Source organism: Rhodococcus sp. AC861 (assembly GCF_979256035.1).
Genome location: NZ_CEEDMW010000007.1, coordinates 1 through 23,106, shown reverse-complemented (window position 1 = coordinate 23,106; position 23,106 = coordinate 1). Strand labels below are relative to the sequence as shown.

Annotated in this window: 20 protein-coding genes; 11 read left to right on the top strand and 9 right to left on the bottom strand. The window is 63.6% G+C overall.

What is annotated here, in order from left to right; all coding sequences use genetic code 11:
* On the bottom strand, positions 1-483 hold the full coding sequence (locus AC0IX4_RS20365; protein WP_471830764.1) for a hypothetical protein: 483 nt from the start codon (positions 481-483) through the stop codon (positions 1-3).
* 376 nt (positions 484-859) lie between these two features.
* Here AC0IX4_RS20365 and AC0IX4_RS20360 point away from each other — a divergent pair, with 376 nt between their 5' ends.
* Both AC0IX4_RS20360 and AC0IX4_RS20355 read left to right on the top strand, forming a co-directional pair.
* Positions 860-2,140, top strand: a complete 1,281-nt coding sequence (locus AC0IX4_RS20360) for a competence/damage-inducible protein A (protein WP_471830763.1) — start codon at positions 860-862, stop codon at positions 2,138-2,140.
* Positions 2,141-2,146: 6 nt separating this feature from the next.
* Entirely contained in the window at positions 2,147-2,845 is a 699-nt protein-coding gene (locus AC0IX4_RS20355; RefSeq protein ID WP_471830762.1) for a hypothetical protein, read from the top strand.
* A gap of 62 nt (positions 2,846-2,907) precedes the next feature.
* On the opposite strand, the gene AC0IX4_RS20350 is transcribed toward AC0IX4_RS20355, so the two are convergent.
* Together AC0IX4_RS20350 and AC0IX4_RS20345 are read right to left on the bottom strand one after the other, a co-directional pair.
* On the bottom strand, positions 2,908-3,216 hold the full coding sequence (locus tag AC0IX4_RS20350) for a hypothetical protein (protein WP_042572926.1): 309 nt from the start codon (positions 3,214-3,216) through the stop codon (positions 2,908-2,910).
* Between the two features lie 80 nt (positions 3,217-3,296).
* On the bottom strand, positions 3,297-4,886 hold the full coding sequence (locus tag AC0IX4_RS20345; protein WP_471830761.1) for an MFS transporter: 1,590 nt from the start codon (positions 4,884-4,886) through the stop codon (positions 3,297-3,299).
* 118 nt (positions 4,887-5,004) lie between these two features.
* Here AC0IX4_RS20345 and AC0IX4_RS20340 point away from each other — a divergent pair, with 118 nt between their 5' ends.
* Genes AC0IX4_RS20340 through AC0IX4_RS20330 form a run of 3 tightly spaced genes read left to right on the top strand, consistent with a single transcriptional unit; the run spans position 5,005 to position 6,213 of the window.
* Entirely contained in the window at positions 5,005-5,601 is a 597-nt protein-coding gene (locus AC0IX4_RS20340) for a TetR/AcrR family transcriptional regulator (RefSeq protein WP_471830760.1), read from the top strand.
* A gap of 22 nt (positions 5,602-5,623) precedes the next feature.
* Complete coding sequence (locus tag AC0IX4_RS20335; protein ID WP_471830758.1) at positions 5,624-5,962, top strand: DUF2834 domain-containing protein; 339 nt, start codon at positions 5,624-5,626, stop codon at positions 5,960-5,962.
* 56 nt (positions 5,963-6,018) lie between these two features.
* Positions 6,019-6,213: a hypothetical protein gene (locus AC0IX4_RS20330; protein WP_471830757.1), complete on the top strand. Its 195-nt coding sequence runs from the start codon at positions 6,019-6,021 to the stop codon at positions 6,211-6,213.
* Positions 6,214-6,254: 41 nt separating this feature from the next.
* Here the strand turns inward: AC0IX4_RS20330 and AC0IX4_RS20325 are convergent, their stop codons facing one another.
* The 3 genes from AC0IX4_RS20325 to AC0IX4_RS20315 are packed head-to-tail and all read right to left on the bottom strand — an operon-like array spanning position 6,255 to position 9,402.
* Positions 6,255-7,070, bottom strand: a complete 816-nt coding sequence (locus AC0IX4_RS20325; RefSeq protein ID WP_471830756.1) for a sugar phosphate isomerase/epimerase family protein — start codon at positions 7,068-7,070, stop codon at positions 6,255-6,257.
* Positions 7,067-8,248: a dihydrodipicolinate synthase family protein gene (locus AC0IX4_RS20320; protein WP_471830755.1), complete on the bottom strand. Its 1,182-nt coding sequence runs from the start codon at positions 8,246-8,248 to the stop codon at positions 7,067-7,069. The genes AC0IX4_RS20325 and AC0IX4_RS20320 overlap by 4 nt, the downstream gene beginning before the upstream one ends.
* The gene (locus AC0IX4_RS20315; RefSeq protein ID WP_471830754.1) at positions 8,245-9,402 is read right to left on the bottom strand and encodes a Gfo/Idh/MocA family protein; all 1,158 of its coding nucleotides are present in this window, start codon (positions 9,400-9,402) and stop codon (positions 8,245-8,247) included. Before AC0IX4_RS20315 ends, AC0IX4_RS20320 begins: the two co-directional genes overlap by 4 nt.
* Before the next feature lie 214 nt (positions 9,403-9,616).
* On the opposite strand from AC0IX4_RS20315, the gene AC0IX4_RS20310 reads away from it, so the two are divergent.
* The 5 genes from AC0IX4_RS20310 to AC0IX4_RS20290 all read left to right on the top strand — a co-directional run bounded on the left by AC0IX4_RS20310 (position 9,617) and on the right by AC0IX4_RS20290 (position 14,640).
* On the top strand, positions 9,617-10,648 hold the full coding sequence (locus tag AC0IX4_RS20310; protein ID WP_471830752.1) for a LacI family DNA-binding transcriptional regulator: 1,032 nt from the start codon (positions 9,617-9,619) through the stop codon (positions 10,646-10,648).
* Between the two features lie 116 nt (positions 10,649-10,764).
* Positions 10,765-11,634, top strand: a complete 870-nt coding sequence (locus tag AC0IX4_RS20305) for an ABC transporter permease (RefSeq protein WP_042572922.1) — start codon at positions 10,765-10,767, stop codon at positions 11,632-11,634.
* Positions 11,635-11,674: 40 nt separating this feature from the next.
* The gene (locus AC0IX4_RS20300; protein ID WP_027504834.1) at positions 11,675-12,700 is read left to right on the top strand and encodes an ABC transporter substrate-binding protein; all 1,026 of its coding nucleotides are present in this window, start codon (positions 11,675-11,677) and stop codon (positions 12,698-12,700) included.
* Between the two features lie 8 nt (positions 12,701-12,708).
* A complete protein-coding gene (locus tag AC0IX4_RS20295; protein WP_471830750.1) occupies positions 12,709-13,518 on the top strand; it encodes an ABC transporter ATP-binding protein in 810 nt (269 codons plus the stop codon).
* A 216-nt stretch (positions 13,519-13,734) separates the two neighbouring features.
* Positions 13,735-14,640, top strand: coding sequence for a restriction system modified-DNA reader domain-containing protein (locus tag AC0IX4_RS20290; RefSeq protein ID WP_471830749.1), 906 nt, complete (start codon positions 13,735-13,737; stop codon positions 14,638-14,640).
* 311 nt (positions 14,641-14,951) lie between these two features.
* Here AC0IX4_RS20290 and AC0IX4_RS20285 read toward each other — a convergent pair whose 3' ends face one another.
* The 3 genes from AC0IX4_RS20285 to AC0IX4_RS20275 are packed head-to-tail and all read right to left on the bottom strand — an operon-like array spanning position 14,952 to position 21,099.
* Positions 14,952-18,272 carry a type I restriction endonuclease subunit R gene (locus tag AC0IX4_RS20285; protein WP_471830748.1) on the bottom strand — a complete coding sequence of 1,107 codons (3,321 nt, stop codon included), beginning with the start codon at positions 18,270-18,272 and terminating at the stop codon, positions 14,952-14,954.
* Positions 18,272-19,552, bottom strand: coding sequence for a restriction endonuclease subunit S (locus AC0IX4_RS20280; protein WP_471830746.1), 1,281 nt, complete (start codon positions 19,550-19,552; stop codon positions 18,272-18,274). The genes AC0IX4_RS20285 and AC0IX4_RS20280 overlap by 1 nt, the downstream gene beginning before the upstream one ends.
* Entirely contained in the window at positions 19,549-21,099 is a 1,551-nt protein-coding gene (locus AC0IX4_RS20275) for a type I restriction-modification system subunit M (protein WP_471830745.1), read from the bottom strand. Before AC0IX4_RS20275 ends, AC0IX4_RS20280 begins: the two co-directional genes overlap by 4 nt.
* Before the next feature lie 1,054 nt (positions 21,100-22,153).
* Here AC0IX4_RS20275 and AC0IX4_RS20270 point away from each other — a divergent pair.
* Positions 22,154-23,083 (top strand): P-loop NTPase family protein, encoded by a 930-nt coding sequence (locus AC0IX4_RS20270; RefSeq protein WP_471830743.1) that lies wholly within the window; start codon positions 22,154-22,156, stop codon positions 23,081-23,083.
* The last annotated feature ends 23 nt before the right edge of the window (positions 23,084-23,106 follow it).

The following is a 23,106-nucleotide window of genomic DNA, read 5'->3' as shown; positions in this document are numbered from 1 at the left end:
TCAGAACTCCTTGTCCGACGCGGACTCAACAGCGCCGGCGAGTTCGGTGAACGAACACCTGACGGGGTCACGCGACAAGAGGCTTCCCAACACAACGGACCTTTGCTCTCCGAACGCAGAGTTCACGTGCTGTGTGGACATTACGTAGAAGTCCCATTGGTCCATGTCGAGTGGATCGGCGGTGGACCGATCAACCTGCTTGAAAACGCAAAAGACGTAGACGTCGGCTTGCCGCTTCCGTTCGCCGGAGATTGTGTTCGTCTCCGCGTCCCAACCGTTCGTCGGCTGGATCCCGAAGCTGATTGTCGACAACTTCTCCTGCCTCCAACTCTGGAGATAAGCGGAGGACTTCACCTCGACGCGAACTCCCCCTTCGGTCACCAGGTCAGAAGCATCCCACTCGACTCGGACTCCATTGGCTACGCACCCGAGAGCGAGTCCGACGATGTACTCGGCGAGAACACCGCGCTGGGCGTTACCCATCAGATCTGAGAATGCCCAACGCCAGAACTGACGGAGGTCCGATCCAATCGATTGACCATGCTGCGTGAAAGGCTCGTCACCGGTTTTCGGTGTCGCCACGAATGGGTCAGGGCGGTTCATGAGTTCGGCTCGGTCACTCGGTCATCACATCATCTTCGAAGTTGCAGAGGCCAGCGTTTGTACTCGTCTGCCGCCCACGACACGTCAGCCGCGGCCGATTCGCGATCACGTGAGGGTTCGGCGGCCGTAGCTCAACCTCCCGGGGTGCGCACTCATGCTCTAGGCGCTTATGAGAGGCATCGGGCCCGTGCAGTTGGTCGAATCTGGCGTCATGGCCCCCGACCGGACCTGACCTCGGCAGCCGTAGTGTCGAACCATGGCAGTGCGCGCGGGTGTGGTGGTCACGGGTAGCGAAGTTCTGGCCGGGCGGGTCAGCGACCGCAACGGCCCCTGGGTTGCTCGGCAACTCCTGCAGATGGGAGTCGACGTCGCCCATCTGACTGTCTGCGGTGATCGGCCGGCCGATCTGACTGCCCAAGTCCAGTTCCTCGCCGACCAGCACGTCGACCTCATCATCACGACCGGCGGCCTCGGCCCGACTGCGGACGACCTCACCGTCGAGACCGTCGCCGCACTCTACGGCCGGGAGCTGCACCTCGACGTCGAACTCGAAGGCCGCATAACGGCCATCGTCGAGCGCTGGCGCAGTCGGCTCGGCAGCGTCGCCGATTCTGAGCCGCTGCGAGTCGGCGTACGCAAGCAGGCGATGGTTCCCGCCGGGGCACAGTCCATCCCGCCGACGGGCACGGCACCGGGCGTGGCGATGGCCGACGACTCGGGCACCCTACCCACGGTCCTCATCCTTCCGGGACCGCCGTCCGAACTGCAGTCGATGTGGCCGGAAGCGATTGTGAGCGCACCCGTCGCCGCGGTGCTCGCGCAGAGGACGTCGGTCACAGAGGACACCATCCGGGCCTATGGCTTGTCCGAGGCCGACCTGGCCGCGACCTTGCGCACTGCCGAGAGTTCGATTAGCGAGTTCGGCGATCTGGCGATCACCACGTGCCTGTCGCGCGGCGAACTCGAGATGGTCACCCGCTACGAGGAGTCCGCGGCCGCCGCCTACTCCGACGTGTTGGCGCTCATCGAGCAACACCATGGCGCGCAGATCTTCTCGACCGACGGTTCCACCATCGACGACATCGTGGCAGCTCGATCCGGTGGCCGCCGCATCGCGACGGCGGAATCGTGCACCGGCGGCATGATCGCCGCACGGCTCACCGATCGGGCAGGCTCGTCGGCCTACGTGGTCGGGGGTGTGGTGTCGTACGCCAACGAAGTGAAGATCGGCTCACTCGACGTTCCCGCCGCCATGATCGAGGAGCACGGCGCTGTCAGTGAGCCCGTGGCGGCTCGCATGGCCGAAGGGGCGCTGCACCGCGTCGGTGCCGACGTCGCCGTCTCGACCAGCGGTGTCGCGGGGCCGGGTGGAGGAACGGAGAGCAAGCCCGTGGGCACGGTGTGCTTCGGCATCGCTGCCACGGGCCGACCGACCGTCACCCGGACGCTGCGGCTACCCGGTGATCGTGCGAGTGTCCGGGCGCTCTCGGTCACCGTCGCGATGCACATGCTCGCGGATGCACTGAGCGACGCCTGAGCGTCGATGGACACCACCCCGGCACTCCCCCGCTGGCAGTTCGCGTCGGATGATCTCCTCACGCGCTATGTCGTGGTCACCGACGAGGACATGCGCGGCTGGTCCATCCACACCCATCATGTGGACGGCACACCTGACACGTCTCTGTTCAACGAGCAGCCGGGGCTTGTCGACGACACCGGTCGGGTGTTCTTTCACGACGACGGGCCGACGCAGGTGTGGGCCGCAGAGATCGATGCCGCAGCGCTGCTGATCAGTCTCGAAACGCCGACAGGCCTACTGCTCGAGGTCGACGAGTGGGACGCGATGACCGCGTGGCTCGTCGAGTCGATGCAGGACGAACCCGCCGGGCTCGTCATCGATCTCGGTCCCAACACCGACATCCCCGACGACGAGCTCGACGACATCGAACTCATCACCGCGCAGCTGCACCGCCTCGACGACGGGGTTGTGATGGTGCGCCGGTCGCGCCGCATCCTGCACACGCTCCGCTTCGCGGACCATTCCGTGCAGGGACTGGTTCTCGACCGATGGCACCACGACGCTCACTTCGACGACTGCACCGACGGGCACCTGTTCAGCCGCGACCTCGCGCTCGCGGCTGGCGCGTGCGTCGCGTGGGTGCGTGATGCGGGTGGGGTGGAGGCCGCCGATCGGCTCGGGTGTTCGTTCGACTTCGCAGACGAGCTACCTCGACAGGCATGATGCCCTGCAGTCGACGCCTATCTATCTCTGCGCGCAGTCGAGGGCCTGACGCTGACCGCGAGTCATCCACGTCCTGTGATGCGCAGTCCCCGCCACCCCGCCGCAGCGGACGCCACGGCCCCGGCTGCTCCCCCGATCACCGGATAACTCCACCAGGGAACCGGAAGCGCGTTCCACCATCCAGAGCCGGCGTGGTCGAGCGTCAGGGTGGTCGAGTAGCTCCTCGTCATCTCGACACCGCGCAACGGCACGTAGGCGCCGTCGTAGATCACCTCGCTCTGATCACGATAAAGTGCGAACCCCTCGACACCCAGGAAAACCAAGCCGATCACGACGCCCGCAAGGGCGCCCCACAGAACGAGAATGCGCACGCAGCACCCTAACCGGCGTCACGCCGTGCGCGCCTTTCTACGCCGCGGCGGTCGCACCTCGACAGTAGGAACGGCTCGAGTCAGCCCATGTGAACCGGGGTGTCGCCGGCCGGCAGGTCCGTCTTGCGGGCACGAACCAACACCAGCACGATCGGCGTTATCAGGATGACCATGATCGCCGCTGCCGCGAACGCGTGCGCGTATCCGGAGACCTCCGCGGAGAACATGTAGTCGATCGTGGAGTTGATGAAATTGCGGATCGGTTCCGGCAGGGCAGCGAGCTCGGAATCGGACGGCATGGTCTGCGACGCCAGAGCCTCCGGGGGCACTCCGGCGGGCGGCACTGGCGCGATGTTCGACGACAGGTAGGACGACTTGGCGGACGTGTAGATCGTGGTGAAGACGGCGGTTCCCAGGGCTCCACCGATCTGCAGGGCCGCGTTGACGAGTGCGCTGGCAGCGCCGGCGTCGTGATCGGCGACCCCGATGAGTGCCACGTTCTGCATCGGCACCATGAGTAGACCCAGCCCTAGCCCGAGGAGCACGACTCCGGGCAGCACGTGCGTCCAGTACGAGGTGTCGACGCCGATCTGCGTGAGCAGAACCAGACCGATGGCCGAGATGACGGGGCCGGCAGCCATCAACGGCTTCGGTCCCACGCGAGGCATCAATGCGGACGCTGCGGCGGCGGTGATCATGATGCCGCCGGTCATGGGGAGGGAGGCGACTCCGGCCACGACGGGGCTGAACCCGAGCACGATCTGGAAGTAGAACGTCAGGTACAAGGTGCCGCCGAGAAGGGCGGCGCCGATGATGGCAGAACCGAGGTAGGCGGACCCACGGTCTCGATCCAGCAGGACGCCGAGCGGCAGAAGCGGATTGGCCGAGCGGGACTCGACGACGACGAACGCGGCCAGTAGAACGATGCCCAGCGCGATGAAGCTGAGGGTTGAGACGTTGGACCAGCCGTCTTCAGCCTCGGTGAACCCGTAGACGAGTGAGCCGAGCCCGAGGGCGACCAGAATCGCGCCGGGAACGTCGTACCGCGTGTCGCCCTCAGCCTTGCTCTCCTTGACCAAAGGGATAGCGGCGGCGGCCGCGAAGATCGCGACGGGAACATTGACCAGCAGGCACCAGCGCCAGTTGGCGTACTCGGTGAGCACGCCGCCGAGCAGCAGGCCTACGGCAGCGCCACCACCGGCGATGGCACCGAAGACACCGAACGCCTTGGCTCGTTCCTTCTCGTCGGTGAACGTGGTGGTCAGGATGGCCAGCGCAGCGGGGGCGAGCAGGGCGGCGAAGACGCCCTGGCCGGCGCGGGCGATGAAGAGCTGGTAGCCCTCCTGCGCCAGGCCACCGATGGCCGAGGCGATCGCGAATCCCGCCATGCCGACGAGGAAGGACCGCTTGCGGCCCCAGTAGTCGGCGATGCGGCCACCGAGCAGCAGCAACGCACCGAACGCGAGCGCGTAGGCGGTGATGACCCACGCGCGGCTGCTGTCGCTGATGCCCAGGTCTTCCTGCGCCTGCGGCAGAGCGATGTTGACGATGGTCGCGTCCAGCACGATCGTCAGCTGAGTGATGGCGACGATGCACAGCACGAGCCAACGACGCTCGTAGTTCGGATTGGCGTCGTTCTCTGACGACACGATGTCGGGCGTGCTGGTCACGGGCGTGCCTCGGTCCTGGGAGAGGTAAGCGGTGGAATGTCTGTTCGACGATTCGAAAATGTACCGTCGCGGTCAGACACGGTCAAACGAACTAGTTGGTTGGCGTAGGATTCGGCCTGTGAAGTCGGACACCCCCATCTCCCCCGCCGCCTCTGACACGCGTGAACGAATCCTCGATGCCGCACGCCGCGAGTTCGCCGAGCACGGCCTCGCCGGCGCTCGCGTCGACCGGATCGCACTGGCGTCTCGCTCCAGCAAAGAGCGCCTGTACGCGTACTACGGCGACAAGGAGCGGCTGTTCGGCGCGGTACTGGACCTTGGTTTCCGGCGATTCGTCGAGTCCGTGCACTTCACCCCACGCGATCTACCCGGGTACTCCATGGATGCCTTCACCCGCCTCGCGAGTGAGAAGGACGAGCACAGGATGCTGCTCTGGGCGCAGTTGCAGGGCCATCTCCCCGCGAGCGAACACGCCGAGGTGATGAGTGAGCGTGTTCGCGAGGTCGAGCAGGCTCAGCGCGACGGATACGTCGACTCCCATTGGAGTGCAACCGATCTGATGACGTTGATTTTCGGTGTGCTGTTCAGCTGGTTCACCACACCGGACCTCGACCAGCAAGCCCATCGGCGGTGGGACGACGACGAGATCGCGCGGCATCGTCTCGTCGTCGGCGAGGCGGTCAGGAGATTGGCGGAGCCGCGGGTAGAGCGGTGATCACCCCGATCGAAGGAGCCCCGTGACCGTGTCCGAGGAGCGCCGCCTGATAGCTATTGCCGCAGTGGCCGGCGTCGCTCAGAACGCCATCGCGATCCCCTACGTCCGAGAGCACGGCACCCGCTCGGTGGCAGACTTCTTCGTCGGCAAGATCTGGTCGACGGTGCCCGGAAAGTTCGCGATGGTCGATCTGATTCTCGTCGTCGTCGCGTTCCACGCGTGGGCGCTGCCGAAGTCGGGTCGACTCGGAATCCGCCGATGGTGGTGGGCAACGCTATTCATGACCGTTACCGTGGGGATCGGCACCGCGATCCCCTTCTTCCTCGCTGGACGGGCTCGGGCGTTCCGACTGGCGACCTGACGGGGTTCCCGCGCGGGAAGACCGTGCGCCCGCTGCACAGCATTCCGCGTAGAAACTTGTCCTCGACAGATGACACCAACGACGCGCGTATCGACGACTGCACCGACGGGTGCCTGATGATCGCCTCGACCGGCATTGCCGCGGGGTTGCCGCTGTACACCACAAACCCCAACGCCTACATCGGACTGGACGAGCTGTTGCAGGTTGTCCCCGTCGCGCGCCCCGCGACTCCGAACCAGCGCAGGCAGTGACGGGTGGTCGACGAGGCGGCGGACCCCCGCTGCACCCACGTTCACCCCATCGCCACCAGATCCCGGTACCGATCCACCATCGTCCCGATCACCTGATCCCCATCCGCCGCCCAGACAGCCGCGTTGAAGATCTCCACCTCCACATCACCGCGGTAGCCGGCCTCCTCGACCCACCGCCCGATGGTGGCGAAGTCGATCACCCCGTCGCCCATCATCCCGCGGGACAGGAGGGGGTCGGCTTCCATCGGGACGAGCCAGTCGCACACCTGGTACGAGCTGATGCGGCCCCGCTCTCCCGCGATCTTGATCTGCGCCTCGAGGTCGGGGTCCCACCACACATGAAACGTGTCGACGACGACGCCCACCGCCTCCACCGGATGCGGCTCCGCCATGGCCAGCGCCTGACCCAGCGTCGAGATCACCGCCCGATCGGCCACGAACATCGGGTGCAGCGGCTCCAACGCTATTCGCACACCGCGCTCCAGCGCGTACGGCACCAACTCGGCGAGCCTCTCGGACACCCGTGCCCGCGCACCGATCAGATCACGGTCCGGGATTCCGCCCATCACCATCACCAGCTCGGGAGCCCCGAGCTCGGCCGCCTCGTCGAGCGCCCGTCGGTTGTCGTCGAGCCCGTCGTCGTCGATGGCCGTGAGAAATCCGCCGCGGCACAGGGTCGACACGCGCAGCCCAGCATCGGAGACCATCTTCGCCGACTCCGTGACCCCGGCTTCCTGCACACGGTCACGCCACGGCCCGATAGCGCCGAGCCCCGCTCGCGCCGCACCCTCCACAGCTTCCTTCAAGGTCCAGTTGTTCACCGTCTTGGTGTTGAGAGACAGGCGCTCGAGACTCATGCCGACACCCCGTTCAGCTCCAGGTACACGCCCATCCGGTGCACGGCCAAGGCCGGGTCTGCCAGCAGCCCAGCACGATCCGCCAGGACAAACAAATGCGTCAAGTGCTCCACACTGCGACCCGACGCCAACCCGCCGACCATCGAGAAGCCGGGCTGCTTCCCGTTCAACCACGACAGGAACGCGATGCCGGTCTTGTAGTAGTAGGTGGGTGCCGCGAAGATGTGTCGACCCAGTCCCTGCGTCGACCGCAGGATTTCCTCGGCCCGGGCTGTATTGCCGCGATCGAGCTCCTGCAACGCCGTGGACGCCGCGGGGTAGATGCCGGCGAAGATGCCGAGCAGCGCATCGGAGTGATATTCACCGTCGCCCATGATGAGCTCCGGATAGTTGAAGTCGTCCCCGGTGTACAGACGCACTCCGTCGGGCAGAGCTGCGCGCAGGGCGATCTCATGCTGAGCGTCTAGCAGCGACACCTTCACACCGTCGACCTTGGCGGCGTGCGCGTCGATCAGACCACGGAACGTTGCGGTCGCCTCGTCCACGGACGCGCTTCCCCAATAACCCTCGAGCGCAGGGTCGAACACCGTTCCGAGCCAATGCAACACGACGGGCTCGCCGACCTCGTCGAGCAGCGTCGAGTAGACAGACAGGTAGTCGTCGGGTGATGACGCCACCCGCGCCAGCGCACGCGAGGCCATGATGATCACCTTCGCGCCCGACTCCCGCACCACGGCGATCTGCTCACGGTAGGCGTCGAGGACACGGTCGAGACCGCCCCGACCCGACGGCAGCGTCGTCAGGTCGAGCTGGTCCGTCCCGGCCCCGCAGGCGAGTAGCCCACCGACCCGTGCAGCCTCGGCACCCGATCGTCGGATCAGCTCGGCGGTGGCCGCCCAGTCGAGACCCATGCCGCGCTGCGCGGTGTCCATGGCGTCGGCGACTCCGAGCCCGTAGGACCACAGCTCGTGCCGGTAGGCGAGGGTGGCGTCCCAGTCGATGTCGGCCGGTGCGCCGGGGGTGTTGTCACCCGTCGTACGCGGAATGACATGTGCTGCCGCATAGGCGATGCGCGAGGTGATCGGGGAGGTGGGCTTCGTCCACTCACCAGGCTCCCCCAACTGATACGCGCCGTGGCCCGGTAGAGCGATGGTCAGGCGCGAGTCGACGGCGGTCACAGCGAGATCTCCGGCACGTCGAGGCGGCGGCCCTCCGTGGAACTGCGCAGGCCGAGCTCCGCCAGCTGGACACCTCGCGCGGCGGACAGCAGGCCGTAGCGGTGCGGACGCTCGGCGATGACGTCGCGCAGGAACTCCTCCCACTGCAGCTTGAAGCCGTTGTCCAGATCGGCGTTGGCCGGGACGTCGAGCCACTGGTCGCGGAAGGGCTCGGTGACGGGCAGGTCGGGGTTCCACACGGGCTTCGGAGTGTGCGAACGATGCTGGGCGACGCAGTTGCGCAGTCCCGCCACTGCGGAGCCGTGAGTGCCGTCCACCTGGAACTCGACCAGCTCGTCGCGGAACACTCGCACAGCCCACGACGAGTTGATCTGCGCGACAACCCCGTTCTGCATCTCGAAGATGCCGTACGCGGCGTCGTCGGCGGTGGCGGCGTACTCGTTGCCCTGCTCGTCCCACCGCGTCGGAATGTGGGTGGTGGCCTTGGCGGTGACGGTCTCGACCTTGCCGAGGATGCCCTCGAGCACGTAGTTCCAGTGGCAGAACATGTCGACGACAATGCCGCCGCCGTCCTCGGCGCGGTAGTTCCAGCTGGGCCGCTGTGCAGGTTGGCCGTCGCCCTCGAAGACCCAGTAGCCGAACTCGCCACGCAGCGAGAGGATGCGTCCGAAGAAGCCCTCGTCGACCAGTCGCTTCAGCTTCACCAGCCCGGGAAGGTAGAGCTTGTCGTGGACGACGCCGGCCGTGACGCCCGCGTTCTGCCCGATGCGGGCCAGTTCGATGGCCTGGGTCAGCGTCTCGGCAGTCGGCTTCTCCGTGAAGATGTGCTTGCCGGCCTTCATCGCCGACGACAGTGCCTCTGCGCGACGCGAGGTCACCTGGGCGTCGAAGTAGATGTCGATCGACGCATCGTCGATGACCGACTGGGCGTCGGTGGTGTACTCGGCGATGCTGTGCTGAGCGCAAAGTTCCTGCAGCTTCGCCTCGTTGCGACCGACGAGCACCGGCTCGACCTGGACGCGCGAGCCGTCCGCGAGCAGCAAACCGCCGGCGTCACGGATCGGGAGGATGGAACGCAGAAGGTGCTGACGGTAGCCCATGCGACCGGTGACGCCGTTCATGGCGATGCGCAGGGTTCGGTTGGGGTGAGACATCGAATGGCCTTTCTGACTGCTCGGCAGCCAGGTCTGAAGAGTGCACGACCGAGGGAGTTGAGGCGCGCGAGGGCCTCGGGAGACGGTGCGGCGGAAAGTCCTGCACGCGTCGAGGGGCAAGTCAGCTTCGGAATGCGCTTTCCAAGCTATGCTGTCGAGGTCGATCGGTCAACAGGCACCGGCAGACCGCAACGATTTCGTGGGGGTGGCGAGCATGGCGGCAGTGCGATTGCGTGACGTGGCAGCAGCGGCCGGCGTCTCCCAGGCCACGGCATCACGGGTTCTCAATGGCTCGTCGAGAGTGCCCGGTGAGGGTGTGGCCGACCGAGTACGCGCCGCCGCAGCCGATCTCGGCTACATCGCAAATGCCCAGGCCCAGGCCTTGGCACGCTCGTCGACCGGGCTGATCGGTCTCGTCGTGCACGACGTCGCCGACCCCTACTTCTCCTCCATCGTCCGCGGCGTGCAAAACGAGGCGCGTGATGCCGGAAAACTCGTGCTGCTGGCGAGCACCGAGCGCGACTTCGCCATCGAGCGGCAGTCGGTGAGTACGTTCATCTCCCACCGTGCCGACGCCATCATCCTGGCCGGGTCGAGGCAGAGCGGCGACCTCGACCGCGCCCTGGAACGGGAATTCGAGGCCTATCGGGACAACGGCGGCCGCGTCGTCGTCATCGGCCAGCCCATGCCGTTCGGCGCGGCCGTCGAGCCCGAAAACCACTCGGCATCAGCAGTATTGGCTGAGGCACTGTACGAGCACGGCCATCGGCGCTTCGCCATCATCGGCGGCCCTGGCAACATCCGCACGTCCGCGGACCGTCGCAACGGATTTGTCGAAGCATTGTGCCGCCACGGCATCACTCCGGAGATCGAGGTGGCCGGCGACTTCTCCCGCGACGGCGGATACAGCGCAGCCCGACGCCTCGCCGCAGCCTTGGAACTGACGCCCGGTCACGGCACTCCCCCGTGCGTTTTCGCCGTCACCGACGTCATGGCCATCGGAGCCATCGCCGCGTGGCGTGAGCTGGGTCTGAGCGTCCCCGACGACGTCTGCGTCGCGGGTTTCGACGACATCCCCACCCTGCGGGATCACGTTCCGAGCTTGTCGACGGTCGCACTGTCGCTCGTCGACATCGGCGAGCGCGCCGTGCAGCTCGCGCTCGACCCGTCCGACCGCGCCCTCGACGCGCACGAGTACGCACCGGGAACGGTCGTCCTGCGCGCGAGCAGCGACCTGAGCAGGTAGTTGTCCGTTTTCCTTGACACTGTGGGCGCGATCACATTAGATTCGGCCGCAGCTTCGGAAAGCGCATTCCAGCGGGAGTAGTCGGACCCGCACCACTACTAGCCTTAGGACTCCTCATGGCGGTAACAACGTCGGTCGAGGCCCCACTCGCTGCACGGTCGGCACCGCATCCCGCGCCGACGCGTCGTCGACGGTTTCCCTCGTTCCGCAACACCTGGTCCGGCTTGTGGCGGCCTCTCGCTCTCGTGGCTGCGCTCGTCGTCGCGTGGTGGGCGGTCACGACCACCGAACTGGTTGCGCCCTACATCCTTCCGTCCCCCGGTGACACCTGGTCGACGATGGTGGACAACGCGTCCTACCTCGCCGGACACACCTGGGTGACCACCTACGAGACCATCGCGGGCTTCGTCATCGCCGGCCTGGTCGGCATCGCCGTCGCGGTGGTGATGATCTATTCGTCGTCGATCGAGAAGACGATGTACCCGCTGATCCTCTTCGCTCAGGTCATCCCGAAGATCGCCATCGCACCACTGTTCGTCGTGTGGCTCGGCTTCGGCGCCAGCCCCAAGATCCTGGTCGCCGTCCTCATGGCCTTCTTTCCCATCGTCATCGCCGGCATGGCGGGCCTGCGATCCGTCGACCCGGAGATCCTCGAACTCACGTCCACGATGGGTGCGAGCAAGTGGAAGACGTTCTGCAAGGTGCGCTTCCCCGCCTCGCTGCCGCAGCTGATGTCCGGCCTCAAGATCGCTGCGACGCTCGCCGTGACCGGTGCGGTGGTCGGTGAGTTCGTCGGCGCCAACGAGGGACTCGGCTACGTGATCCTCCAGGCGAACGGAAACATCGACACCGCAATGCTGTTCGCCGCTCTCATCATCATGTCTCTGCTCGGCATCCTGCTGTTCCTCGTCATCGAGATCGCCGAGAAGTTCCTCATCCCCTGGCATGCATCGCGCCGCTCCACTGCGTCCGTCGGCGCAGTGTGACCCGGCTGCCTCACCCACACCTCCTCGAAAGAAGACTTCCATGAAGCTCAAGACTGCCCTCGTGGCTGCGGTAGCCGCGTCCCTCGCTCTCGCCGGATGTGGCGGCGGCGGTGGCGGTGCGGAGAAGGCTCCCGGAGCCGACGGCGAGACCACCGCGACGTCGCTGATGCTCAATTGGTACCCCTACGGCGAGCACGCACCGTTCTACTACGGCGTGCAGGAGGGGATCTTCGCCAAGCACGGCATCGACCTCACCATCACCGCGGGCCAGGGCTCGACCAAGACCGCCCAGGCCGCCGGCTCGAACCAGACGGACTTCGGCTGGGCCGACTCCGCCGCCGTCATGTCGAACATCGACAAGGGCGTGAAGGTGAAGAGCCTGGGCGTCTTCCTGCAGACGACGCCGTCCGCCGTCCAGGTCTACGCCGACGGTCCCATCCAGACCACGGCCGATCTCGCCGGCAAGACCATCGCCGTCTCCGCCGGTGACGCACCCACCACGACGTTCCCGATCTTCCTCGACCGCGCCGGCGTCCCCGAGGACCAGGTGCAGCAGCAGAGCCTCGACTCCGCGGGCAAGATCGCCGCGATGCTGTCCGGCCAGGTCGACGGCCTCATCGGCTTCGCGCACGACCAGGGGCCGAACATCGCGAACAAGTCGGGCCGCGAGATGCGCTACCTCCGCTACTCCGACGAAGGCCTGAACTTCTTCAGCAACGGCCTGATCGCCAACACCTCCACCATCGAGAGCTCCCCGGAACTGGTGCAGGCCATGGTCGACGCCACCACCGAGTCCTTCGAGGCCGCCATCGCCAACCCCGAAGAAGCCGTGAAGGCCATGGTGGGCAAGGACCCGCAGACTCCGCCGGAGTCGGTGCTGCTGCAGCAGTGGCAGGAGACCATCCCGCTGCTCACCACCGCCAACACCGAGGGCCAGGCACCGGGCGTCAACGCCGAGGAGGACTGGACCAACACCATCTCGATCCTCGGTGACGCCGGGCTGACGGAGGTCGGAGCCGAGCCGTCGAAGTACTGGGACTCCTCCTTCACCTCCAGCAAGGAATGAACGACGACATGAGCGCCATCACCCACGAACGCCCCACCACCGTCACCGACACCGCCGTCTCGGTCGACAACCTCACCGTCCAGTTCTCGTCCAAGCGTGGCGACGTCACCGCATTGTCCGACGTCGACCTGAAGGTCGGCAGGGGCGAGTTCGTCTCCATCGCCGGCCCGTCGGGCTGTGGCAAGTCCACACTGCTCAAGGTGGTCGCCGGTCTGACCGGCGCCTCCCGCGGGTCTGTCGAGCTGGCCGGCCGCGAGGTGAAGGGACCACAGCGCAACATCGGCTACGTCTTCCAGCGCGCCGCGTTGCTGGAGTGGCGCACCGTCCGCAAGAACATCCTGCTCCAGGGCGAGATGCGTGGCATGAACAAGAAGGCCGCCGCAGCGAAGGCCGACCAGCTGATCGAGATGACCGGCCTGACGGGCTTCGAGGGAGCACTCCCCCACGAACTGTCCGGCGGCATGCAGCAACGCGTCTCGCTGTGCCGGGCGCTGCTGCACGAGCCAGAGGTGCTGCTGATGGACGAACCCTTCGGCGCCCTCGACGCCCTCACCCGCGAGAAGATGAACGTCGAACTTCACCGTATCTGGCGCGAGACCGGGACGACGGTCATGCTGGTCACCCACTCCGTCGCCGAGGCCGTCTACCTCGCCAACCGGGTGGTCGTCATGAGCCCGCGGCCGGGGCGGATCGTGGATATCCTCGATGTGGACCTCCCGGTGCACCGGGAGTACAGCGCGACGATGGAGAAGCCGGAGTTCATCTCCGTCGCCAACACGGTGAGGGATCTGCTGGGGGCTACGACGGGGGCGGACTGAGTTTCACGGATGAGAGGCACGACGGTCGCATTGGGGCATGCTGCGCAAGCAGCCCAAAACCGACTGCGCCCATCGTTTGCACACGCCGTCCGTCCTACAGGTACCAAAATCTTGCTATCAACTACCGCTTGTCCTCGCAACTTCGTGAACCCGAACGGCGACCCCGATTCAGGTCCTTATGGCAGCATCGACCCAAAGATGACGTGAGGAGCAGACATGCCCATTTTTGATCTGACCGGCGGCGGCTTGATTCCCATTCGGCGTCAGGCCGTCGGTCCCGGGGTCTACGAGAAGGAGATCGAAGAGCTTCTGTGGAACAACCTGGAGGAAATCTCCGGTGACAATCTGTTCCGTGTTGCGCGCCAACCGACATTGCCGAACAAGAATCGGCCGGACGTAATCGCCCTCGACGCCACGGGCCGTGTCGTTGTGATCGAGGTGAAACGCAACGTCGACCGTGAACAACTTGCTCAAGCCCTCGAGTATGCGGGATGGGCTAGAAACAGCAACCTCGACGAGTTGGCCGGCATGTACCACGGGGGCCCCGGACTGTTCTGGGATGACTGGAACGAGTTCGTCGATAGTGACACGGTTGTCAGGGTTAATCCCGACGCGCGAGTGTTACTGGTCGCACGAGACTTCGACACCCGCACCGCAGAGGCTATGTCTTTCCTCACCTCACATAACGTGCCGATCGCCGTCATTCGGGTTGCGTTCTATACCGACGACTCATCGCGCCGGTTCCTCAATGTCGAGCCGGAGACCGAGCCGGAAGTGTCTCACCTCATCGCGCCCACCTCTGGTCGCGCCAATGCGCACGATGCAGCTCACGGCGGACTTGACTTCAGGGAAGTGTCACTGTCTCAGGTGGTCGAATGGCTGGGCGGCCCCGCGCAATTAACCTGGGATCGGCCGAAGAAGGGAACGAGCTACTCTGCGACATTGGATGCCGATGGGCAGATCAGTCTCCCCGACGGCCGCAATTTCTACAGCCCATCAGGAGCCGCTATTGCAGCTGCCGATATCGTTTCATACGACGGCTGGTACGCGTGGAGGACGTCGGACGGTACATCACTGAACCAAATCCGCCATCTCATCGCCGATGCTGCCTCAGACAACTGATCGCCCTCGGAGGCAGCATTCACGTTCGAGGCAGGAGCCCGATTGCCGACCAACACTTAATTCGACTCGACGGATTATCGCGCCACTATATCCACTGACATAACTTCTGGGATAGTGTGTCTCATTCACCGTGAGCCATAATCCCCGCGATTAGTTATCGACGAAACCTGGGAGTTCCGCCTGAATCGTCGAGACTAGGTCACGAGTGTAATAATTTCACCTCTGATTACCGTCCAACTTAGTGCTGGCCATCATTTCAAGTAGAAACACGACAGTCGCCGACTTATACGGGCTCGCGTGCCTGATACGCCCTACCGCGAGTCAAAAGCGCCTAGTTGCGCCGCCACCTGCGCAGCGAAGCGAGGGTCAACATGGATGCGTGCAACCACGTCGTCGGCGATTCTGCTCACGTCCAAAGGACCGTCGAAGGCAACCGGCTGGGCCGACCACTGGAAGTCGACTTTGGGTGAGTACGCACTCTCGCCGTCATCCCCATAAGCCGTGAGGACGTGATCAAGGACCAGCTGCACCTTGGAGGTGAAGATCCGAGGCGTATAGGGCACCTCGGGTAGCTCACGGTCGAGGACCCGCCGAATAGTGCTGTCGACATCATTCTTTACATCAACTTTGCGACGCCAGTCCTGGACCAATTTGTCGTGCAGACGATCCAACACCTTCTTCGCGCTGGCCTTGACCGTATCTCGCTCCTCGTCAGTAAGCACTGGATCAGGCTGGGTCAGCAGGTCGAAGATCGCTAGCTCTTCCTCGGTCAAGCCTTCACGTGCCGAGCGCTCTTCTTCGACCGTTAGTGTTTTGGAGAGTTCGATTAGTCGGCGAAGGTACTCATCGGTGTTCACGCTGCCTGCGTTGTAATCACTGATTAACTTCTCGATTCGCTCAACTAGCTCATAGCGAGTCGGGTTACGAGAGGCCGCCGCGATGGACTGCTGTCGCAGCAGTTGAGCCAGCCTGTCGGTTTCTGCTCGTTTCCGGCCGGCGATCCTGGCTGCTAGGCCCTCGAAATCGATCTGCGACAGATCGATCAGCGGATCTGGCTTGGTTCCCTCGGCAGCGGCCCGGATTACGTACTCCTCGGCACCAACAGATCTGTCGAGTAGGGCATCAACTGCGTCCGTAACGGTGCCCAGGTCGGCCTTGGGTGGACGCGAGACCTCAGCGATGCGTTCCGCGAGAACTCTGACAGCGGCGACGTTGCGCTGATGGGCAGCGGCTTTGGGATTCGGAAGAAGGGCCTTGAAGAGCTTCCGAACTTGCCGGGCGCGCTGCTGGAACTCGGTTCGAGTCTCTTCGTCGACAAGGAGTGCTTCGACAGCGGCGTGACGTCTAGCGATGTGGTCGAAACCTTCGGCGTCGCGCATCGCGACAAGGTCAACGCCCAAACCGGTACAGAAGGTAACCAGTTCACTAACCGCCGCGCCTAACTCCCCCGCAAGTGCATCGATGATCTCGATCGGCGATTCGCCCGCGTCCGCGGCCCCGTAGATCGCCAGCGCCTTCTCCAGATTCCGGAAAACCCCGACGTAGTCGACGATCAGCCCATTGTCTTTCTCCGGGAAGACTCGGTTGGCGCGAGCGATGGTCTGCATAAGCGTGTGGTTGCGCATCGGCCGGTCGAGGTAGATCGACGAGACGCTAGGCGCATCGAAACCGGTCATCCACATCGCACACACGAACACCAGCCGCAACGGGTCTTTGTAGTCCTTGAACTTCTCGGCCAGGTCCTCGCGGTTCATCCGCTCCCGATGCGGCCGGATGTCCAGGCCGAGGTCGTCCAACATTTTTAGCTCGTTCTGGCTCTGCGAGACTACGACCGCCATGTCGGTCGTTTCCATCAACTCGATGCGAGAGGCCAACCACGGTCGCTCAAGTTCGGGCAGTGCATCGTGCTGAATCCTCAAGTCAGAAAGATGGTCCGCCCAGGCCGCCTTGACGAGGTTGTACATCCGCACGGCGGCAGCCTTGTCGAGCCCAACATACATTGCCTTGCCGCTGAACCCACGACCCACGAAGTGAGCGACGAGGTCCTTGGCAATGGTGTTCAGACGCTCTGGGCGGGTTAGCAGCGTGTACTGCGTGCCAAACGCACGCGCCAACTGGCCCTCGGCGTCCTCGTCGAGTTCCGCTTCCTCCAGCAGGGCGTTGAGCTCCTCTGAAAAGTTCGAGTTCACCAACTGCAACTCTGGGATGCGATTCTCGTAGTAGAGCGGGACTGTCGCACCGTCATCGATCGCATCGCGAAAGTTATAAATGCTGACGTAGTCTCCGAACTGCTCTTTGGTGGCCTGATCTTCGCCGGCAATCAACGGGGTTCCTGTGAAGCCCATCATGGACGCATTCGGCAACGCGGTGCGCATGTTCAGCGCGAGGGTGTCGTACTGGCTGCGATGTGCTTCGTCGGTGATGACGATGACATCTGACCGAGAAGACAGGACCGACATCTGCCGCTCCTCCAGAGCTCTAGAGGGCTGGAACTTCTGGATTAGCGTGAACACATACCGGTGATCGGCAGCCAGCAGTTCACGCAAGTGCGCCACCGACTCTGCGTGCACCCGCGCCTCGGGCGAAATTGCCCCTGCATCGGCGAATTCGCCGTGCAACTGAGTGTCGAGCTCTTTGCGGTCTGTCACCATGACAAAAGTCCACTTGCCAGCCACCTGACGCAGCACCTTTTGGGAGAACCACAGCATCGACAGAGACTTGCCCGAACCCTGGGTGTGCCAGAAAACGCCGAGTCTCTTGTCCTGCTCGGCACGAGCTCGGTGCAGGTTATCAATCGCAGCATTCACCCCATGGAATTGGTGCGACCGCGCCATGACCTTAATCAGCCCACCGGGGCGCGCCATGTACGCGACGAAGTTCGCAAGAAGATCGAGCAGCGCAACAGGGTCGCAAGTGCCACGCAGCGCGGTCTCCAGGGCAATCGCGCCGCGCGTCCCCTGGGCGTCGATTACCTTCCAATCGTTGAAGAACTCGTACGGCGAGTACGTCGACCCGACCTTGGCCTGGCTGCCGTTCGACAACAGCACGAAACAGTTTGGCGTGAAAAGCTGCGGGATAGTGTCGCGATAGTCAGTCAGGTTGTTATCGTATGCCGCTTTGACCGACTCATTCGGCTCCTTGAACTCCATGAGCACTAACGGGATTCCGTTGACGAACAGCGCCACATCCAGCCGCCGACTATGCAGGTTGCCCTTGACCCAAAACTGCTGAACGGCCAGCAAGTCGTTGTTAAGCGGCGCAGCAAGGTCGATGAAGCGCAGCATCTCAACCTGCTTCTCGCCGCGGTCGTCGGCCCACTCTGTCCGGTAACCGTCACGCAGCAGCCCATGGACCTCCCGGTTAGCCCTAACCCGGTCCATGACGGAGCGGTCCTTGGTCAGCACATCGATCGCCTCGTTTATTGAGGTGTCGGGTACATGCTCAGGGTTAAGCTTGCGCATCGCGAATCGCAGACGATGGCTGAGCACAACGTCACGTCGGGAGTCACGGCCCAGCGTGCCTTCGGGACCCAGGGACTCCTGGAAGGCATCTAACGGGGTCCAACCCAGCTCAGTCAGAAGCTCGATGCTCGGCTTTTCGACGTACAAGTACTCCGGGCCCGTGGGAGACATCACGCCACCGTGCTATCGCCGGTTGAGCCCGTCGGAATCAGCGCATCCAGGTCAAGCGTCGACACATCGATTTGCCCTGCCACCAGCTTCGGCAAGAGCGTGTCGCGAAGAACTAAAAGATTACGAATCTGCTGCTCAAGGACATGGACTTGCTCCTCAAGCGGCTCAAGCACGTCTCGATACGCGTAAAGGATTCGCTGCGCAGGAACGATGAACGGAAAACTCTTGAACGATCCCTTGGTGATCTCTTTGAAGGTGGCACCGGTGCCGAGTGCTGCAAGCTCGTCCGCTTTTGAGTCTAGCCACTCGTAGATGAATCCCGACATCCATCGCTCATCCGGGAGAATAACGATGAAACCCTGGTTGGTTGTCGCCTCGGTAGTTGCGATTGCTAAAACGCCCAGTGTCGCGCGACTGGTCATCATGACAGATCCAGCGGGGAAGAGCCGGGCCGAGCTATTAGCAACGCCTAATTCGGTAATGCGTACTTCGGGCGGGGCCGCATACCGCCATCCGGCCCGTGTTAGGTCGGTGGGCGTGTACCAGGACACTGATCCGTCATTCCAATAGGAAGGCTCCTTCTTGGAAGGGGTTCCTCCCCCAATGAAATCTAACTCGGCACCGCACGTGCTGATTGCCCAACCCTCAGGAATCGGCCCGAGAGCGGAGTCAACGAGCGGCACCTCACTGTGTCCGGGGTAGCGGAACTTCACGAACCACTCGCGGTAGATGGACCGCGCCATCTTCTCCAACACCTCCACCCGCCGCCGGTTGTTCTTAATCAGGTCGTCGACAGAATCGAGGATGGCCCCAGCCGTGGCTTGGCCTGGCCTATCGATGAGCGGCACCTCAAGAGCTCTGAGTTCAGGTTGTCGTATGCCGCTCACCGTGGTTCCGCTCGAGCGCCGTCCCAGGGCAGCCTGCGCCTGCGGCGATCGCAAGTAGTGAAACATGAAACTTGGATCGACTCGATCAGAGTCAGGTCGAAGAAGAATCACACGCTGCGCCAGAGCAATGCGAGCATCTTCTCCCACACGAGCGACCTCTCCCAGCGGCGCTTCAGTGGTAATCAAGATGTCGCCGCTCTCCGGCCAACCCCGTCGCATCCACGCGTCGTAGTCGTCTTCTGCGATGTACTCGCGCGGTCGCGCCAGAATGACGCCCCCCTTGATCACCTTGGCCGTAATCAAGGGAACCCCTGTGCTGGTCTTCCGAGGTGTCTTGCCGCGGTAGTCGATCAGGGTCGTGATCAGTTCACCGACCGTGGATACTTCACTCATGCGTCGAGAATTCCTTGTACAGCGGAATTGACCTTTGAGCGGAGGACGTCAGCCTCGTCGCTCAGCATCGTAAACTCCTCGTACAGAGCTTCGAGATCTCCGATGAAGTCGACGTCGCTCTCGTCCACTGCCGCCGTCCCCGTGTACCGGCCGGGGTTAAGACTCCAGCCCTGTACCCCGATCTCGGCACGGGTTGTGACCTTACAAAGCCCACCCACGTCGACGTACTTACCGTCGGGGAAGCTCTCCTTGACTAGAACATCGCTGCCCAAGCTCGTCTCAATATCTTCGCCGCGGTAAAGGCGGACGACATTGGCGAGAAACTCGACCTGCGCGGGTGCGAAGTCGCGGTGGGCGCGGTCGATCTGCCTGAAGGTATGCCGGGCGTCGAGGAACAACACCGTATCCTCGCGCGGTGTGCCGGCCTTTGCCTTGTCGAGGAACCACAGTGTCACTGGCAGGGTGACGGTGTAGAAGAAGTTTGAACTGATCGCGACCATAACGTCGACGGTCCCGGACTCGATGAGCTGTTTGCGGATTGCCTTCTCGGAGTGGCCAGCATCGCCAGCAGAGTTGGCCATGACAAATCCGGCGCGGCCTTTCGATGAGAGGGCCGCATAGAACTGCTGTATCCACAAGAAGTTGCCATTGTCGGCCCTTGGCAGTCCGAACGGAAACCGCTTGTCGCCGGCCAACTGCTCCTTCTTAATCTTGTCGACATTGAAGGGCGGGTTGGCCATCACGTAGTCGAAAGCACCCACAGCGTTGTGCGGATCCTCGTAGTAACTGTTGGCCTGGCGGATGTCGCCGGAAAGCCCGTGAAGGGCGAGGTTCATCTTGGCGAGTGGAACGGTGTCTTCAGTCTTCTCCGCGCCGAAGACGGAGAGCTTGCGGCTGGCCGAATCGTGGTGACGTTCGACGAACTTCGCGCACTGCACGAACATGCCGCCCGAGCCGCATGCGGGGTCGAACACACGGCCCTGGAATGGCTGCAGGATCTCGACGATGAGGCGGACGATCGAGTATGGCGTGAAGTATTCCCCGCCGCCCTTGCCTTCCTGCGCCGCAAAGTTGGATAAAAAGTCCTCGTAGATAAAACCGAAGGCGTCGCCTTCAAGCTGCGTTGGCAGCGGAGCGAAGAGTCGCAGCAGATCGATCAGTGTCGAGCGCTCGAGCTTCTGATAACCGCGCGGCAAGATGTCCTTGAGTTCGGGATTGGCTGACTCGATGGCCTTTATCGCCTCGTCGGTGGCCTTGCCGACATCTTCCCCCTCGGGAAGGTCCACCAAGCTAGAGAGGCGTGACTCGTGAGGAACATACAGAACTGATTTTGCCTTGTAATCGGCGATAGTCGCCGGATTGCGCGCGCTGGACCTGGCCTCGACCTCACCCCGGACAACCTCGAACCGGTTCTCGGCGTATGCGAGGAACACCAGGCCCAGCACTGGGTCGCGGTACTGGCCGGGTGTGAGCTTAGAGTTCGCTCGCAACTCATCGGCAGCGGCCCAGAGCGTAGCCCGCACCTGAGCAAGGTCAGTTGTCTTCACCGGAACAGGATACCCGCGAGACGCAATCCGTCAGGCCCGCTTTGACACTTCTGTGCGTGCTAGCCTAAGAATCAGACACGGTCAACGCATTCGGCCTTTGGATCGTAAAGCTACGGCTAAACCGTCCTGGGCTCCGGTCGGGACTCTGCTCTCACCAGTAGATTGTCGGCGCCGGTCGAAGATCAGCCGGCCGATCGCAACGGGTGCCTACGCTCCTCGTGGAAGTCGACACTCTACTTCGCCAACTAATGTGACGGTTACAAGGTCTCCGAGCAGCTCAAGAGGCGGCTCAAGGACGGCGACGCCGAGTCCATACGTTCCGCGGTACGTGCCTTGACCCGGCTCGACCCCACCGCGGCTTCGGGTATCGGCAAGGTCGACCTGGGCAACGGCAAACTTCGCGCCCTTGCCCGACAGACAGTCGACGCCAGCTGGTGGCAACTGCTCTGGATGCCAGCGTCGCTGCCCTATCTCGAGCCGAGCGGCCCTTAAGCCGAGCCCTGGGCGCAAGGGGATCACGAAACGGCTGGTGTTTTCCTCAAGGTCAGCGATGCCTACGGCGATTGCAAGCCTGGTGAGCCAACGCGCCGCTCGGCCGCTTCGCTTCATTCTACGCGCGAGGGCGGCTCGCACACCGGACGAAGCGGCCCGCGAAGTCTCCTCAACTACAGCGTCATGGGCGGACGGGCCGAATCGATGACCACCCTGGCGTCTTTCTGGCCGATGCCCGGGCTCGCGAGTAGTGCTGACCCGCTGGCTGCGGCGCAGTCCGAGCGCGCGCCCGTGTCTCGCGCCGCCATCGAGGCGACGCTCACGCGGGAGCTACGGTCAGGAACCACCAAGTACGTTGTGGCCGAGGCTGCTCGTGTCGCGCTCACGCTCTCGGATTCACTCCCGCCGACCTTGCTGAACGGCGGACCAACTGGTCGTAAGCAGATCATCGAAGCCCTCGGCACCAGTTCGTTCACCAATCCCGATGACATCTCTGGTCAGCGCGGCCTTGCCACACTCGTCGACGAGGCTCTGCATTTGGCGCGAGGGTTCCGACGTCGAGATGGCATCTGTAGCAACAACCGTCGCCGCACTCGCGGCCCACAGTCCGGGCAACATCGCATGGCGTGCACTGCATCGGCTCGTGGCGGACCACCCAGCCGTGACCGATGAAGGCGTATGGAGTGCCGCGGCGACTGTCGCGGCCGGCTTCCGGACCTTGTTCAACCGACCCGGCACCATCGTGTTGCTGGAGCAGCTGCACGACAGCGGCGCGTATTGGCAGAAAGTGCTTCGCTATTGCGCGGCAGGAAACCTGCAAGCGGTCATGGACGAGTATCTCCACCACCTCGTCAGCGAGACTCGAATCGAGCTGGATGATGGAGCGTTGATGGAGATCGCGGAAACCGTCACGACTGTGTTGACATTGCCACCGTCGATCTACCGCGCATTCGACCCGGATCGACCCGACGACCCCATTCGCATGACAAGCCGCTTCGCGCTTCGCTACGGGGGCGGCAACACTGATGAAAACGTACGCCAGCCCGACATACGACGATCGTTCAACAGCCCCTTCTGGCCGTTCGTGTTAGCGAGTACAAGCGTCGGGCAGGAGGGGATTGATTTCCACTGGTGGTGCTCGGCGATCACACACTGGAACACCCCAGCAAATCCCGTCGACTTCGAACAGCGCGAGGGACGCATCGACCGCTTCGGTGGCCACGCAGTCAGACGCAATCTCGCTTACCGTCACGGCGCTGACATGCTCTCAGCACGCGACCCTTGGCGCGAGGCTTACACACTGGGTGAAGACGAGCAAGCGAATCTCGGCGACTTCGCACCCCACTGGGTGTATCCGGGGCCGGCGAAGATCGAGCGGCACTTGCTGCCGTATCCGCTCAGTGTGGACCTGGCCCGACTGGAGCGACTGAAGAGTGATCTAGCTGTAATGGCCAGGGACGTTGTGGACGGCGTGGCGACAACAGATAGGTGAGGACCTCCGGTATCGGTGTGGTT

Bases quoted from the DNA above. Each gene is read 5' to 3' on its own strand.
- AC0IX4_RS20315 (WP_471830754.1), bottom strand. From the start codon at position 9,402: ATGTCTCACCCCAACCGAACCCTGCGCATCGCCATGAACGGCGTCACC.
- AC0IX4_RS20300 (WP_027504834.1), top strand. From the start codon at position 11,675: ATGAAGCTCAAGACTGCCCTCGTGGCTGCGGTAGCCGCGTCCCTCGCT.
- AC0IX4_RS20365 (WP_471830764.1), bottom strand. From the start codon at position 483: ATGGGTAACGCCCAGCGCGGTGTTCTCGCCGAGTACATCGTCGGACTC.
- AC0IX4_RS20305 (WP_042572922.1), top strand. From the start codon at position 10,765: ATGGCGGTAACAACGTCGGTCGAGGCCCCACTCGCTGCACGGTCGGCA.
- AC0IX4_RS20310 (WP_471830752.1), top strand. From the start codon at position 9,617: ATGGCGGCAGTGCGATTGCGTGACGTGGCAGCAGCGGCCGGCGTCTCC.
- AC0IX4_RS20290 (WP_471830749.1), top strand. From the start codon at position 13,735: ATGCCCATTTTTGATCTGACCGGCGGCGGCTTGATTCCCATTCGGCGT.
- AC0IX4_RS20355 (WP_471830762.1), top strand. From the start codon at position 2,147: ATGGACACCACCCCGGCACTCCCCCGCTGGCAGTTCGCGTCGGATGAT.
- AC0IX4_RS20360 (WP_471830763.1), top strand. From the start codon at position 860: ATGGCAGTGCGCGCGGGTGTGGTGGTCACGGGTAGCGAAGTTCTGGCC.
- AC0IX4_RS20270 (WP_471830743.1), top strand. From the start codon at position 22,154: ATGGCATCTGTAGCAACAACCGTCGCCGCACTCGCGGCCCACAGTCCG.
- AC0IX4_RS20295 (WP_471830750.1), top strand. From the start codon at position 12,709: ATGAGCGCCATCACCCACGAACGCCCCACCACCGTCACCGACACCGCC.
- AC0IX4_RS20285 (WP_471830748.1), bottom strand. From the start codon at position 18,272: ATGTCTCCCACGGGCCCGGAGTACTTGTACGTCGAAAAGCCGAGCATC.
- AC0IX4_RS20280 (WP_471830746.1), bottom strand. From the start codon at position 19,552: ATGAGTGAAGTATCCACGGTCGGTGAACTGATCACGACCCTGATCGAC.
- AC0IX4_RS20325 (WP_471830756.1), bottom strand. From the start codon at position 7,070: ATGAGTCTCGAGCGCCTGTCTCTCAACACCAAGACGGTGAACAACTGG.